Source organism: Aeromicrobium yanjiei, from assembly GCF_009649075.1.
Lineage (GTDB): Bacteria > Actinomycetota > Actinomycetes > Propionibacteriales > Nocardioidaceae > Aeromicrobium > Aeromicrobium yanjiei.
Window position 1 is genome coordinate 2,588,027 of sequence record NZ_CP045737.1, and the last position, 13,967, is coordinate 2,601,993.

General features: G+C 71.3%; 15 protein-coding genes. 5 read left to right on the top strand and 10 right to left on the bottom strand.

Annotation, left to right across the window (positions count from 1 at the left end):
- Window positions 1–35 precede the first annotated feature (35 nt).
- The 4 genes from GEV26_RS12680 (at window position 36) to GEV26_RS12695 (ending at window position 6,473) form a co-directional block, all read left to right on the top strand.
- On the top strand, window positions 36–953 hold the full coding sequence (locus GEV26_RS12680) for a DUF2785 domain-containing protein (protein WP_243838749.1): 918 nt from the start codon (window positions 36–38) through the stop codon (window positions 951–953).
- A 45-nt stretch (window positions 954–998) separates the two neighbouring features.
- On the top strand, window positions 999–2,690 hold the full coding sequence (locus tag GEV26_RS12685; protein ID WP_153653562.1) for an acetolactate synthase: 1,692 nt from the start codon (window positions 999–1,001) through the stop codon (window positions 2,688–2,690).
- Window positions 2,691–3,021: 331 nt separating this feature from the next.
- On the top strand, window positions 3,022–4,722 hold the full coding sequence (locus GEV26_RS12690) for an ABC transporter ATP-binding protein (protein ID WP_194839851.1): 1,701 nt from the start codon (window positions 3,022–3,024) through the stop codon (window positions 4,720–4,722).
- Window positions 4,719–6,473, top strand: a complete 1,755-nt coding sequence (locus tag GEV26_RS12695; protein WP_153653566.1) for an ABC transporter ATP-binding protein — start codon at window positions 4,719–4,721, stop codon at window positions 6,471–6,473. The genes GEV26_RS12690 and GEV26_RS12695 overlap by 4 nt, the downstream gene beginning before the upstream one ends.
- A gap of 26 nt (window positions 6,474–6,499) precedes the next feature.
- Here GEV26_RS12695 and GEV26_RS12700 read toward each other — a convergent pair whose 3' ends face one another.
- From GEV26_RS12700 to GEV26_RS12740, 10 genes are all read right to left on the bottom strand, one after another.
- The gene (locus tag GEV26_RS12700; RefSeq protein ID WP_153653568.1) at window positions 6,500–7,036 is read right to left on the bottom strand and encodes a hypothetical protein; all 537 of its coding nucleotides are present in this window, start codon (window positions 7,034–7,036) and stop codon (window positions 6,500–6,502) included.
- Between the two features lie 88 nt (window positions 7,037–7,124).
- Entirely contained in the window at window positions 7,125–7,523 is a 399-nt protein-coding gene (locus GEV26_RS12705) for a pilus assembly protein TadG-related protein (protein ID WP_153653570.1), read from the bottom strand.
- A gap of 3 nt (window positions 7,524–7,526) precedes the next feature.
- Window positions 7,527–7,955 (bottom strand): hypothetical protein, encoded by a 429-nt coding sequence (locus tag GEV26_RS12710; RefSeq protein ID WP_153653572.1) that lies wholly within the window; start codon window positions 7,953–7,955, stop codon window positions 7,527–7,529.
- The gene (locus GEV26_RS12715) at window positions 7,952–8,338 is read right to left on the bottom strand and encodes a TadE family protein (protein WP_243838750.1); all 387 of its coding nucleotides are present in this window, start codon (window positions 8,336–8,338) and stop codon (window positions 7,952–7,954) included. The genes GEV26_RS12710 and GEV26_RS12715 overlap by 4 nt, the downstream gene beginning before the upstream one ends.
- Before the next feature lie 2 nt (window positions 8,339–8,340).
- Entirely contained in the window at window positions 8,341–8,502 is a 162-nt protein-coding gene (locus tag GEV26_RS17915) for a hypothetical protein (protein ID WP_194840033.1), read from the bottom strand.
- 14 nt (window positions 8,503–8,516) lie between these two features.
- Window positions 8,517–9,431 carry a type II secretion system F family protein gene (locus tag GEV26_RS12720; protein WP_153653576.1) on the bottom strand — a complete coding sequence of 305 codons (915 nt, stop codon included), beginning with the start codon at window positions 9,429–9,431 and terminating at the stop codon, window positions 8,517–8,519.
- Window positions 9,428–10,288 carry a type II secretion system F family protein gene (locus tag GEV26_RS12725; protein ID WP_153653578.1) on the bottom strand — a complete coding sequence of 287 codons (861 nt, stop codon included), beginning with the start codon at window positions 10,286–10,288 and terminating at the stop codon, window positions 9,428–9,430. Before GEV26_RS12725 ends, GEV26_RS12720 begins: the two co-directional genes overlap by 4 nt.
- The gene (locus GEV26_RS12730) at window positions 10,276–11,514 is read right to left on the bottom strand and encodes a TadA family conjugal transfer-associated ATPase (protein ID WP_153653579.1); all 1,239 of its coding nucleotides are present in this window, start codon (window positions 11,512–11,514) and stop codon (window positions 10,276–10,278) included. The genes GEV26_RS12725 and GEV26_RS12730 overlap by 13 nt, the downstream gene beginning before the upstream one ends.
- 133 nt (window positions 11,515–11,647) lie before the next feature.
- Entirely contained in the window at window positions 11,648–12,304 is a 657-nt protein-coding gene (locus GEV26_RS12735; protein WP_194839852.1) for a GAP family protein, read from the bottom strand.
- A gap of 250 nt (window positions 12,305–12,554) precedes the next feature.
- Window positions 12,555–13,283, bottom strand: a complete 729-nt coding sequence (locus GEV26_RS12740; protein ID WP_153653583.1) for an ATPase, T2SS/T4P/T4SS family — start codon at window positions 13,281–13,283, stop codon at window positions 12,555–12,557.
- A 159-nt stretch (window positions 13,284–13,442) separates the two neighbouring features.
- Here GEV26_RS12740 and GEV26_RS12745 point away from each other — a divergent pair, with 159 nt between their 5' ends.
- Entirely contained in the window at window positions 13,443–13,961 is a 519-nt protein-coding gene (locus GEV26_RS12745) for a DinB family protein (RefSeq protein WP_153653585.1), read from the top strand.
- Window positions 13,962–13,967: the final 6 nt, after the last annotated feature.

Consider the following 13,967-nt stretch of genomic DNA (forward strand, 5'->3'; position numbering starts at 1 on the left):
TCCAGCCTAGTCGCGCCGCGTGGCACGATGGCTGAGTGTCTGAGGCGTACTGGCAATCGGTCATGCAGAGCGGGATGGCCGTCCCCTCCCACCGCGGTCTGGACGAGTGCACCGTCGAGCTGGTCGAGATGCTGGGACACCCCAATCCACGGGTGCGCGAGGACCTGGCCTATCCCCTGCTGACCACGTGGATCACCCGCGGCGTGTACGACGAGCTGCTGTCCGGCCTGGGCGACGGGATCGCGCCGGGCATGCGCTACGGACTCGGCCACGACGGCGACGTCTCGGTCATGCGTCGCTCGTACAGCGCGCTGATGCTCGCCGAGATCATCGGCCGCGACAACAACGAGCACCTCCTGCCCGCGGCGTCGGTGCTGGACTGGGGCGACCGGGCCACCGCCTGGTACGTCCGCGAGCAGGACCACCGCGGCTGGATCCCCGAGCAGGGCTGGGCCAACTCGATCGCCCACGGCGCCGACCTCCTGGCCGCCCTCGCGCGCTCGCGCCACTTCGCCCGGCTCGAGCTCACGGTGCTGCTCGACGTCATCGCCGACAGGGTGCTGACCCCCACGGCGTACATCTGGCGCCACGGCGAGGAGGACCGCCTGGCGTACGCGGTCATGACCTTGCTGCACCGCGACGCGCTCGATCCCGGCATCGTGGAGCCGTGGCTCGCCCGTCTCGGGGACGCCATCAGGCCGCCCCGCACGCGAGGGCACCTCGAGGCGGAGTGGCCCGCGCCCGCGGTGCGCAACACGTCCTCGTTCCTGCGCGCCCTGCACCTGCAGCTCGCGCTGGGCGTGCAGGGACGCGACGACCTGCGCGCGGACGCCGAGCTGTTCGCCGAGCAGCCGGCGCACCGGGCCGACCTCATCCTGGCGGTGCTCGACCAGATCCGCGCCGAGCAGCCGTGGCTCTACCGGTCGACGACGCGGGCCCGTCCCCTCGGCTGACGTTCGTCCGGGCGGTGCTCCCTACCGTCGAGTAACCTGCGTCACATGACGACTGATCCCGCCGGCCCGGCAGACACCACGACCCCCGCCCCGCCGCACGGCGGCATCCACGCGCTTGACGTGGCCCGCGCCCACGGGGTCGAGCAGATGTTCACGCTGTCCGGCGCCCATGTGTTCCCGTTGTACGACGCCGCGGTCCAGGCCGAGCCGGCCGTGCCGATCATCGACGTCCGCCACGAGCCGACCGCAGTCTTCGCCGCGGAGGCCATCGGCAAGCTGACCCGTACGCCCGGGCTGGCCGTGCTCACCGCGGGCCCCGGCGTGACCAACGGGGTCAGCCCCGTGGCCCAGGCGAGCTTCGCCGGGTCGCCGCTCGTCGTCGTCGGCGGGCGGGCGCCCAACAACCGGTGGGGCACCGGCAGCCTGCAGGAGCTCGACCAGCCGCCGATCTTCAGCACGATCTCCAAGTCCGCCACGACCGCGCGCAGCGTCGCCGACATCGCGCCGACGATCGACGAGGCGTTCACCCTTGCCGGCTCCTCGCACCGCGGGCCGACGTTCGTCGACATCCCGATGGACGAGTTCTTCAACAGCGCCCCCACGACGTACACCTCCGAGGGCAACGCCGTCTCGGCGATCGAGCCGGATGCGGACGCCCTGCGCGAGGTTGCGGCGCTGCTCGCGGCTGCGGAGCGGCCGGTCCTCGTGCTCGGCACCGACGTGTGGGCCGACCGCGCGGAGGAGGCTGCGCTGCACTTCGTCACCGAGACCGGCATCCCGGTCATCTCGAACGGCATGGGGCGCGGCATCGTCCCCGGCGGTCACCCGCAGCTCGTCACCAAGGCGCGTTCGACCTCGTTCACCCGGGCCGATCTCGTCATCGTGGTCGGGACGCCGCTGGACTTCCGCCTCGGCTACGGCATCTTCGGCGGCAAGGACGGGGCGACGGCGGCCAGGACCGTGCACCTCGCGGACTCCCCCGGCCAGGTCTCCGACCACGCCGAGCTGGCAGGTTCGGCCGGCGGCGACCTCACCACGGTCTTCACGACGCTGCTGGCCGCGCTGCAGTCGACGTCTGGCGGCCGGCCCGACTGGACGCCGTGGCTGTCGACGTTGCAGGACGAGGTGGCAGCGGCGACCGACCGCGACCGCGGGCTGCTCTCCGCCGCGTCCGACCCCATCCACCCCGCGCGCATCTACGGGGAGCTGCTCCCCCGCCTGGCCGATGACGCAGTTGTGATCGGCGACGGCGGCGACTTCGTGTCGTTCGCGGGCAAGTTCGTCGAGCCCAAGCGTCCCGGCGGCTGGCTGGACCCCGGACCGTACGGCTGCCTCGGCGCGGGCATGGGAGCTGCGATGGCCGCCCGCATCGCGCGGCCGTCCAGCCAGGTCGTCCTGCTCTACGGAGACGGCGCGGCAGGCATGTCGTTGATGGACGTCGACACGCTCGTGCGGCACCGGCTGCCGGTCGTCATGATCGTCGGCAACAACTCGGCGTGGGGTCTGGAGAAGGGGCCCATGCAGTGGCTGTACGGCTATGACGTGGCGGCCGACCTCGCACCGCAGACCCGCTACGACCAGGTCGTGACCGCGCTCGGTGGCGGCGGCGAGCTGGTCACCGATCCGCAGGAGATCGGTCCGGCGATCGACCGGGCCTTCGCCTCCGGCGTGCCGTACCTGGTCAACGTCATGACCGACGTCGACGCCGCCTACCCCCGGGCCACCACCGGCATCTGACCCCGCCCACGAGTCACGTACGGACGCCCGCGAGTCACGCACGGCGGCCGACGAGTCACGCACGGCGGCCGACGAGTCACGCACGGCGGCTGAGGAGTCACGTACGGACGCCCGCGAGTCACGCACGGGATGCGGTCACTCGGCCGTCATCCGTACGCGACTCCTCAGCGTCCGTACGCGACTCCTCAGCGTCCGTACGCGACTCGTCACCGTCCGTGCGCGACTCGCCGCGTGGTCCCCGGAGGTGGGGAGCGGGTGGCCATCCGGAAAGATGGTCGGGTGCACCTGGAAGGCTCGACCGCTGAGATCCCGACGATCGTCCCCGCAGCGCATGCCTGAGACCTCCCCACCGAGCACCGGTCTGCGCCTGATCGCGCGCAGCCTGCGCCGCCACCGCAGGCGCCTGTCGCTGGGCTTCTCGCTGATCATGGTCTGGCAGATGTGCGAGACCCTCGTGCCCGTTCTCATCGGCGTGATCGTCGATCGCGGGATCGCACGCGAGGACGGATCCGCCTTCCTGCTGGCGCTTCTCGGCTTCGCCGTGCTGTTCGCGGTGCTGTCCAACAGCTACCGCTTCGGCGGCCGCCTCGTCGTCCGCAGCCTGGAGGACGAGGCCCATCTCCTGCGCACGGAGGTTGCCGGGCATGTCCTGCACCCCAGGGGCGCCCGCACGTCGATGCTGCCCGGCGAGACGTTGTCGGTCGCGACCTCGGACGCCGAGCTGGTCTCGCAGGTGATGTGGCAGCTGGCGTTCGCGGTGTCCTCGATGGCCAGCGTCCTGGTCGTCGCGGTGTACGTCCTGCAGGTCGACCTGCAGCTCGGGCTGATGATCCTGATCGGCGTGCCCGCCGTCGTGATCCTCATCCAGGTCGTCACCCCGCTCGTCGCGCGCCGCACGCACCGTCAGCAGCAGAGCACCGCCCGCACGTCCGGCCTCGCCGGAGACCTCGTCCAGGGGCTGCGCCCGCTCAAGGGCATCGGCGGGGAGGACGTCGCCCTGCGCCGCTACCGCGCGTCCAGCCAGGCCGCCCGCCACGACACGATCGGCGTCGCGCGTTCCTGGGGCTACCTGCTGGGCATGACCACCGGGCTGAGTGGGATCCTCCTCGCCCTCGTGACGCTCGTGGCGGGCACCCTCGCCCTCGACGGCCAGATCACCCTGGGCCAGCTCATCGCCCTGGTCGGCCTCACCCAGTTCCTGGCCGAGCCGATCTCGGCGCTGGGCGACATCAGCGCCCAGTTCGCGGCCTCCCGTGCGTCCGCAGGCCGGATCGCGGACTTCCTGGCCACGCCCCGGATCGTCCCCGTCGGCGACCGTGTCCCGCACGGCGACCGCCCACAGCTCAGGGTCGACGCGGTGGTGGACGCGCCCCTGGACGGCCTGTCCTTCGCGACCCGGGACGGTGAGCTGCTGGCGATCACGATCGACGACCCGACGACCTCGGACGCTCTCGTGCACCTGCTCGCGGGGACGGCCCAGGCCGCCACCGGCTCCGTCACCCTCGGCGACGTGCCCCTCGCAGAGCTCACGATCGAGTCCCGCCGCGAGAACATGCTGGTCAGCCCGCACCACACCGAGATCTTCGAGGGCACGCTGCGGTCGGCGATCGATCCCGACGACGACCTGACGCCTGCCGAGCTGGACGAGGTGCTGGCCGCGTCGGCGGTCGACGACGTCGTGGCGCTCCATCCCGACGGTCTGGACCGCCCCGTACGCGCGGGTGGCTCCAGCCTCTCGGGCGGGCAACGCCAGCGCGTCGCCCTCGCTCGGGCGCTCGCGGCCGCCCCACCGCTGCTGGTGCTGCAGGACCCGACGAGTGCGGTCGACGGGGTGACCGAGCACGCGATCGCGGCCGGGCTGCGCGACGTACGCGGCCGGCGCGGGCACACGACGGTCGTGATCACCTCCAGCCCCGCGATGCTGCAGCAGGCCGACCGCGTGCTGTTCGTCCAGGCCGGCCGCGTCGTGGCCGAAGGGCCACACGGCCAGCTGATCGGCGACCCGTCCTACCGCGAGGCGGTGCTGCGATGAGCACCCAGGCACCCACCCACGACCTGCTGCCCGTCGCGTCGGCGCGCGACACCGCCGTGCTCGCGTGGCGCATGGTCCGCGGTCGTGCCGCCGGACTCGCGCTGACGATCACGTCGTTCCTGGTCGTCGGCCTGGCCGGGATCATCCCGGTCCTCATGATCGGCCGGGTCGTGGACGCCGTGCGGGACGGCTCCGACGCGTCCGTTATCCACCGGGCCGTCGCCGTGATGGTCGTGTCGGGCATCCTCGGCGGCGTGTTCGCGACGCTGTCGATGGCGGCACTCGCGCACACCGTGGCACCCGCACTGGCCCAGCTGCGCGAGGACGTCCTCGACCGCGCCCTGCACCTGGAGACCGCTCGCATCGAGGCGGCGGGCATCGGCGACATCGTCTCGCGCGTCGGGGACGACGTGCGGCACCTGACCCGGGCACTCGACGAGGCGATCCCCCTGCTCATCAACTCGCTCGCGGCAGTCGTCTTCACCGCGGGTGGCCTCTTCGCGCTGGACTGGCGACTCGGCCTCGCCGGGCTCGGCGCGATCCCCTGCTACGTCTTCGCGCTCCGCTGGTACCTGCCCCGCTCGGCCCCCTTCTACGCCCGCCAGCGCACCGCGGATGGCGAGCGCGCGGACGCCCTCGTGACCGGCGTGCACGGCGCGTCGACCCTGCGCGCGTTCGGCCGTGAGCACGACGCCCTCGAGCGCATCGACCGCCGGTCGCAGGAGGCGGTGGACATCACCGTCGGCGTTTTCCGCCTCTACACGCGCTTCGGGGCCCGCATGAACAGCTCGGAGTTCGTCGGGCTGGCGCTGGTCCTCTCAGCAGGATTCCTGCTCGTCCGGGACGACGCCGTGACGGTCGGTGCGGCGACCACCGCGGCCCTGTTCTTCCACCGGTTGTTCAACCCGATCGGCGCACTGCTGTTCGTCTTCGACTCCGTGCAGTCCAGTGGCGCCGCGCTCGCACGGCTCGCCGGTGTGGCGCTCATCCCCCGCCGCCCGGTGTCGACGCAGGAGCCCGGCCCGGCGCCGGACCTGGTGCTGCAGGGGGTCCACCACGCGTACGAGGCCGACCGCGAGATCCTCTCGGCGATCGACCTGCGGATAGCCCTCGGCGAGCACGTCGCCGTCGTCGGGTCCACGGGGGCCGGCAAGACGACCCTCGGAAGCATCGCGGCCGGCACGATCGAGCCGACCGCCGGGACCGTACGCCTGGGGCAGCTCGACCTCGTCGCGGCGGACGAGGCGACCGTACGCCGGCACGTGGCGCTCGTGTCGCAAGAGGTGCACGTCTTCGCGGGCTCGCTGCGCGACAACCTGGTTCTCGCGCGTGCGGACGCAGACGACGAGCTGCTCTGGCAGGCCCTGCGCCGTACGGGATCGGAGCCGTGGGCGCGGGCGCTGCCGGAGCAGCTCGATACGCAGGTGGGTGATCTCGGGGCTCCGCTCAGCCCGGCCCAGGCGCAGCAGCTGGCGCTGGCCCGGGTCCTGCTGCTCGACCCCCAGGTCGTCGTGCTGGACGAGGCGACTGCCGAGGCCGGGTCGTCGGGGGCCCGGGAGCTGGAGCAGGCCGCGCTCGCCGCGATCGCGGGCCGGAGCGCGATCGTCGTGGCGCACCGGCTCGCCCAGGCGCAGTCCGCGGACCGGATCGTGGTGATGGATCGCGGTCGGATCGTGGAGCAGGGCACCCATGAGGAGCTCGTCTCCTCAGGAGGCCGCTACGCCGATCTCTGGACCGCCTGGGCGAGCTGAGGGCCGACCTCGACCGGGCTGGACGCTCAGGCGGCGGGCTTGTCGGTCTTCGAGCCGCCCTTGTCCTGGGCGCCGCCCTGCTGGCCGGGCCGGCCGTCCTTGTCGGGGCCATCCTCGCCGGGGCCACCCTCGCCGGGGCCACCCTCGTGACGGCTGCCGTCACCCGGTCCGCGGTGCTCCCATCCGTCGCTGTCCTGGTCAGGCGCCTGCTGGCCCTCGCCCATCTGGCCTTGACCATCTCCGGAGCCGGGTCCGCCCGGTCCCTGGCCCATCTGCCCCGGTCCGTCGTATCCGCGGGCGATCCCGGGCCCGAAGTCACCCTCGTCGTCGCCGCCGCTGGCGGCCCCGATCGCTGCGCCGGCGCCCAGGCCGAGCAGCACCGCGACGACGCCACCCACGGCAACCGTGCGGGTCGACCACGAGCGGGTGGTCTTGGGGCTCTCCTGAGTGGTGGTCTCGTGCTCGTTCATCGTGCTGTGTTCCTTCGTGCTGTCTGACTGGTTGGACATGTTGCTGGGGTCGATCACGGTGTCGTTCTCACGTGTCGAGTCGTTGGGGTTCATGGATCTCTCCTCATTCATGCCTCCAGAATGAGCGGCCCACCTGTCAGGATCCTGTGTCCCCGGACAGCAGCCACTGGGTCATCGGGAGTCAGTCCCCCAGCCTCAGCTGAGCCGTCGCCTCGGAGACGATCGTCGTGCGGGACGTGAATCCCGGCGGCGAGATCGCGAGGTCGATCGAGCGCTCGAGGCGTACGCTCACCTCTTCCTCGTCCGTGCTGACCCGGACGATCCGGATCCCGTCGCCGGTGACGTAGCTGCCCACGAGACGGCGGGCCTCGGCGTCGTCGAGGGTGACCTCTCCGCGCCGGTAGAAGATGTCGCGGCTCAGGCCGTCCGCTGCTGCCAGAGCTGCACCGTCGGCCATGTTGTCGAGCTCCTGCCGCTCGAGGAAGGCCGCCGAGGCGTTGATCACGACCGCAGCGAGCAAGCCGATGAACACCAGGAAGCCGATCGTCATGACGGTGATCTGGCCCTCCTCGCGTCTCATGCGTCAGTGCTCCTTCCGGAAGCTGCCGTACGGCTCGGTGTGCGTGCTGTCCACCGTCACGCCGCCCAGCTGCGCCCCGAGCGAGCTCGGCGTGAGGGGCAGACGCTGCGTCGCTCGCACGACCACGCGCACGGACGACCCCGGCTGCAGGCACTCTCCGGGCGACGGCAGACACGTGATGCGTACGCTCGCGCCGTCCAGGCCCTGATCGTCCAACGCCACCCGTGCGGCCAGCCGAGCACGCTGCTCCGCAGTCGCCGGGTCCGGTGCCTGCAGGAAGGCGCGCGCGGCCGAGCGGCTGGCCGTGGACACCCCGAACGAGGCACGCTGGGTGTCGAAGACCGCGACGAGGACGTAGACGAAGGGCACCAGCAGGAGCAGCGTCAGCCAGACGAACTCGATCGTGGCCGTGCCCTCCTCGCGCTCCCTCACGGCTCGACCTCCCGCACCGCGTGCCCCCGCACCGTCAGGGAGACCGAAGGCCCGAACAGCCCGAGCGCCGGCACCTGTGCGCGTACCTCCACCTCGGTGCCCGGCGCCCCGCCCACCGTCGTCAGCGACGCGGCGACGTCGTCGGCGTAGCGGTCGTCGAGCGCGGTGCGGATCATGGTCCGGGTACGTTCGGCGCCATCTGCAGGGGTGGCCCCCAGCGGCGCGGCAGAGCGCGCACCCTCCGAGGCCGCGGCGGCCAGCGTGTTGCGCACGTGCAGGACGAGGGCGACCTGGGCGATGCCGAGCACGAGCGGCACGAGGAGCACCATGATCAGGACGAAGTCGACCACGGCGGCGCCGCGGTCAGGATCGTCCCGCTGCACGATCAGCCGCCGACGGCCGACAGCGCCTGGTTGAGCATGCTGCGCAGCTGAGGTCCTGCAGCGGCGGTCAGGATCGCGACGAGGCCCGCGGACATGACCGTGATCATGACCCAGCCCGGGACATCACCTCGTTCGTTGTGGCGATGGGTTGGTGGTCGCATCATGTGAGTTCCTTTCATCACGTGCCTGAGGTCAGATGGAGCCCGACATAGCCGGGGAAGAAGGCGAACACCACGGTCACGGGCAGGATCAGGAAGACGACCGGGATCATCATCGCGACCTCCTTGCGTCCTCCCGCCTCGATGAGCTCGCGACGTCCCGACTCGCGTACGTCCGCGGCCTGCGCGTGCAGGACGTCGACCAGAGGGGTGCCGCGCTCGACCGCGATGGCGAGGCCCTCGGCGAACCGCGCGATGCTGGTGACGCCGGTGCGCGCGGCCAGCCGGTCGAACGCCTCGGCCATCGGGGTGCCCGTGCGCACGTCGGAGATCACCCGGGCGAGCTCATCGGTCAGCGCGCCATGGCAGACCTTGAGGATGCGCTCGAGCCCGGCGATGGGGCTCTCGCCTGCCGCGACCGCGAGCGCGAGCAGATCGGCGACGACCGGGAACTCGGCCTGCATCTCCCGCTCGCGTGCGGTGACCTTCGAGGACAGGTGGCTGTCGCACCACAGGACGCCGACCACGAATCCCATCGCGGAGACGACCAGCAGCAACGGCACCGGCGTGCCGCGGCTCGACCAGAGCACGGCCGAGACCCCGGCGCCGACCGCGAGACCCGCCGCGCCCCACATGACCTGGGTGATGCGGAAGTCGTCGACCGATCGCGGCGACCCGAGCCGGACCAGGCGCCGCGAGACGCTCGCCGAGCCACCCACCAGATCGCCCACCACGGTGCCGAGGCGCTGCAGGGCCGGCCCGAGCACGGCATCGAGGAGAGGACCTGCGGGGCCGGGTGCGGCCGGGGACGGGTGGACGTCGCGGACGTACGGCAGGACGCGCTGGTCGAGCGACGGCCGGCGGGTGCGCAGCCAGCCCGACACGATCAGGACCAGGCCCGCCGACAGGCAGAAGCCGACGAGCGCCCCGCTCATGCGAGGATCCGCCGCTCGGTGGGCAGCCGGCCGATCCACATCATCAGGCGGTAGGCGACCACGCACAGCACTGCCCCGGTGGTCAGCACGACCAGCCCCGCGCCCGACGCGAAGCGGCCCACGACGTCGCCCTGCAGGCACATCAGGAGCAGCACGAGCCATGGCGCTGCGACCGCGAGCCGGGCACCGTTGACGGTCCAGGACTGGCGCGACTCGAGCTCGCCACGCGTCCGCAGGTCCTCGCGCAGGAAGCCCGACAGGGATCGCAGCATCCGTCCCAGGTCTCCGCCACCGACGTCGCGCGCGATGCGCAGCGCCTCGATGACTCGGTCGCCGACCGGGTCCGCGAGGCGGTCCTTGAGGCGGTCGAGCGAGTCGTTGAAGCGCCCCGTGCCGTGGTAGTCGCGACCGAACTGGACGAACGCGTCACGCATCGCCTCGGGCCCCCGCTCCCCGAGCTGGATCAGCGCCTCCGGCAGCGAGAGACCGGCCCGTACGGCCGAGGCCAGGTTGTCGACCGCATCGGGCCACAGGGCGGCGTGGTCGCGGAGCCGGCGGATCGCCCGGCCCCGAAGGACGCCGACCGGGAGTGCGCCAGCCATCGCACCGAACACGACCCCGATCGCCACGACGCCCGAGACCCCGGTCATGACCACCGCTCCGACGACGAACGCGACCACGCACGTGGCGACGAGCTGTCCCGGAGACACCCCGACGACACCCGCTGCGGCCAGGAGGTCCGCGACCGGGTGACGACGCGCGGACGTACGGCGGGTCGGCTGCCAGTCCGGCTCGGCGAAGGTCCACAGGACGAGCAGGATCCCCGCCCCGGCCACCAGCCCGATCAGGGCGCCCACCGGGTCACCCCCAGCACCGCGTCGAGATCGATGCCCGCCTGCTCGAACGCCTCGCGCCGAAGCGGCGCTCCGTGCCCTCGGACCAGCCGACCGTCCTGCCGCGCGAACACGGGGTCCGACTCGATGAGATCGTTCTCGACCCGGCCCGTGACGGCCACGATCTCACGGACCGCCCGGGACCCGTCCGGGTCGAGTCCGGTGTGGACCACGATGTCGACCGCCGCGGCCACGGTCGGGACCACGAACCGCGAGCCGATGTTGTCCCCGGCGAGCAGCGGCAGGGTGCACAGCTTGACCAGCGCCTGCCGGGCGGAGTTGGCGTGGATGCTCGCCATGCCGGGCAGGCCCGCATTCAGCGCCAGCAGCAGGTCGAGGCACTCGGCCGCGCGCACCTCGCCGATGACGATCCGCGAGGGCCGCATGCGCAGCGCCTCCTTGACCAGCATGCGCAGGTCGATCGCGCCCGTCCCCTCGAGGCCGGCCTGGCGGGTCTGCATCGCGACCCAGTCGGGGTGCCCGCACTGCAGCTCGAACACCTCCTCCACCGAGACCAGCCTCTGGGAGCCGGGGATCGACGCCGCCAGGCAGTTCAGGAGGGTGGTCTTGCCGGCCTGCGTCCCGCCGGAGACCACGATGTTGAGACCGGCCCGGACGCTGGCGTCGAGGAACGCAGCACTCGGCGGGTCCAGCGTCCCGAGGGCGACCAGGTCGTCGAGCGAGTGCGCCTTCGCGACGAACTTGCGGATGTTGACCGCCGCGAAGCCCCGAGCAATCCCGTCCAGCACGACGTGGAGGCGGTGACCGCCCGGCAGCATCGCGTCCACGAACGGCTGGGAGATGTCGAGGCGCCGGCCGGACGTCGACAGCATCCGCTCGACCAGCTCGCGCACCAGCTCGGCGGACAGGATCAAGGAGGTCAGCTCGTGCCGCCCCGCTCGCGCGATGAACACCCTCGACGGCTCGTTGATCCAGACCTCCTCGACGGTGTCGTCGTCGAGGTACGCCTGCAGGGGCCCGAAGCCGCTCACGTCGGCCACGATCTGGCCGATCACCACCTCCGGCTCGTCGAGCGTGCGCACCGCTCCGGTCAGGCTGCGGGCCTCGTGCTCGGCGATCGCATCGATCGCGGCCAGCCGCACCGAGGCGGTGTCGGTACGGGGGTCGATGCGACGCTGACGCACGAGGTCGCGGACTCGGTCCGCCAGTGCCGACGTCGACGATTCCATCGTGAAGCCCTTCCCCCGAAGAGTGCGTGTCACAAATAGTGCACAAGGCCGGGGAATATTGGAAGGCTCGGACCAACGTCCCTGTGGACCGCGGTAGACCGCGTCGGGCGCCGAGGTGACGACCGACGGGTGGTCACAGACCGATCATGTGGATGAGGCCCCGGATCACCAGGAAGATGCCCGCCGCGGCCAGCAGCAGGATCGTGATCAGGGGACCGCGCCTGTCGATGAAGTCACTCAGCACCTGCAGGCCCCGGCGCGTGGGATCGGGCGCCACCAGCGTCATCGCCAGGGGCAGCCACGCCGGCAACGCCCCCACGACGGCCACGATGCAGACCACGGTCAGGCGTCCGAGGACGTCCAGATGGCTGGCGGAGATCTCCTTGGCCACCGGGACCATGATCGCCAACGTCGTGAAGTTCGTCGCCATCGAGAACACGCCGAATCCGAACGCCTGGACCAGGCCGAGCCCGTAGTCGCGCGGCTTCTTGGCCTTGGGGGCACGCCGCCGGCGGTACCGGAGCAGCGCAGCGATGAGGATCAGGAGCAAGCCGAGGACGAGGTCGAGGGAGGCGCTGAGCCTGGGCTCCTTGGGCAAAGCGATGGAATGGCCGAAGGCCACCATGAGCCACAGGAGCACCAAGAACGTCCCGCCGACCCCGATCGCGTAGCAGCCCGCGACGCGGCGTCCGTCGCGCCCAGCCAGCAGCACGGTCTGCTCGGTGAGCATGACGGGGCTGACGGCCCCGGCGAGAGCCAGCGGGATCACGAGCACGAGGACGCTGATCATCAGGCAGAAAGCGTACCCGCGCCGATGCGGTGCCTGTGTTTTGGATCTCTGGCCATCTTCATCGCCCATTGCTTGTCGTACGCGCCCCACTCGTGTCCACCGAAACCGACGTGTGGGCGACGTCGACTGTTCACGATCGTCCACTCGCATGCCGACGAATCACGCTCGAAGTCTAGGTCGAACTGCGATCCCGCGTCCGTGCATGGTCATCGTGACCCTTCCGACCGTCCGCTTCCTTGCATCGGGGTGATTATCTATATTCCGGATGCCCGCACTGCAGCTCGAACACCTCCTCCACCGAGACCAGCCTCTGGGAGCCGGGGATCGATGCCGCCAGACAGTTCAGGAGCGTCGTCTTGCCGGCCTGGGTCCCGCCGGAGACCACGATGTTGAGACCGGCCCGGACGCTGGCGTCGAGGAACGCCGCGCTCGGCGGGTCCAACGTCCCGAGGGCGACCAGGTCGTTGACCGAGTGCGCCTTCGCGACGAACTTGCGGATGTTGACCGCCGCGAAGCCCCGCGCGATCCCGTCCAGCACGACGTGGAGGCGGTGACCGCCCGGCAGCATCGCGTCCACGAACGGCTGGGAGATGTCGAGCCGTCGCCCGGACGTCGACAGCATCCGCTCGACCAGCTCGCGCACCAGCTCGGCGGACAGGATCACGGAGGTCAGCTCGTGCCGCCCCGCTCGCGCGATGAACACCCGCGACGGCTCGTTGATCCAGACCTCCTCGACGGTGTCGTCGTCGAGGTACGCCTGCAGGGGCCCGAAGCCGCTCACGTCCGCGACGATCTGCCCCACCACGACATCCGGCTCGTCCAGCGACCTGACCGCGCCGGTCAGGCTGCGCGACTCGTGCTCGGCGATCGCGTCGAGGGCGGCACGGCGTACGGACTCAGCATCCGTGCGGGGGTCGATCCGGCGCTGTCGCACCAGGTCCCGTACACGGTCGGCGAGCGCCGGCGTCGAAGATTCCATCTCCACTGCCTCTTCCCCCGAAGAGATGATGTGTGACCTGATACTGCACGCATTTCAGGGGTTTTGGGAAGGGGCGTCACCCGAGCTGTGGAAAGCGGCCATGCGCAGACGACTGCGCGCGCGTGACACGGTGTCCGATCCTCATGGCACGATCGGCCCATGACCTGGACCGCGCCCGCGCCGCCTGCCCTGACCGACGGACCGACCACCGGCGACGACCGACCGATGCTGGAGGCCATGCTGGAGTGGCACCGCTGGACGCTGCCGAACATCTGCGCGGGTCTGAGCGACGAACAGCTCGCGACCCGCCCCATCGCGTCGAGCAACTTGTCCCTGCTCGGGCTCCTGCGGCACATGGCCAAGGTCGAGCGCATCTGGTTCCGCAAGCGCGTCGCCCAGCAGGACGTCGAGCACCTGCACGACTTCGACGCGCGCAACGACACCGACTTCAACGTCATCGACGCCTCCGACGCCGAGCGCGCGTACGACGAGCTGGTCCAGGAGCAGCGTGCCGCAGCCAGCTCGGTGGCCGATCTGCCCTTCGACCTGGAGATCGAGACCCACCACGGTGCGATGTCGCTGCGCATGGTCCACCTGCACATGATCCAGGAGTACGCCCGCCACAACGGTCACGCGGATCTGCTGCGCGAGGCGATAGACGGCACGACCGGACGGTGAGGCTGC